At 69.6% G+C, this 510-nt stretch carries 1 protein-coding gene; it reads left to right on the top strand.

From position 1 onward, the window contains the following. A partial coding sequence (locus tag G3I78_RS47590; protein ID WP_275424931.1) for a DNA gyrase C-terminal beta-propeller domain-containing protein occupies nucleotides 1-507 on the top strand: 507 nt, incomplete at its 5' end. Nucleotides 508-510: the final 3 nt, after the last annotated feature.

Raw genomic sequence — 510 nt, 5'->3', positions numbered from 1 at the left:
GAGGGCGACGAGCTGCTCTCGACCGACGTCGTCGAGGAGGGTTCCGACCTCTTCGTCGTGACCGAGGGCGGGTTCGCGAAGCGCACGCGGATCGACGAGTACCGGGTCCAGGGCCGTGGCGGTCTGGGCATCAAGGTCGCGAACCTGGTGGAGGCTCGTGGAGATCTCGTGGGGGCTCTGGTGACAGAGGCCGACGACGAGGTGCTGGTGATCATGGAACGCGGGAAGATCGTGCGGTCCGCGGTCGACGAGGTGAACCTCACGGGCCGCAACACGCAGGGGGTGACGTTCGCGAAGCCCGACAAGGGCGACCGCATCATCGCGGTCGCGCGGAACGTCGAGCGTCGCCTCGGAGAGGATCGGGATACCGTGGAGGGCGAGGACGGGACCGGCACGGCCCCGGGCGGCACCGACACGAGCAGCGCACCGATCACCGACCCGACCGCCTCGTCCGACGAGGCGAGCGGGACCGAGCCGGCCCCCGGAACCACCGAGGAAACCAGATGAGCA

The organism is Streptomyces sp. SID13726 (genome assembly GCF_010548375.1).
In the GTDB taxonomy this organism is placed as follows: Bacteria; Actinomycetota; Actinomycetes; order Streptomycetales; family Streptomycetaceae; genus Streptomyces.
The sequence above is the reverse complement of the archived record's forward strand: the minus strand, read 5'-3'. Positions and strand labels throughout refer to the sequence as shown.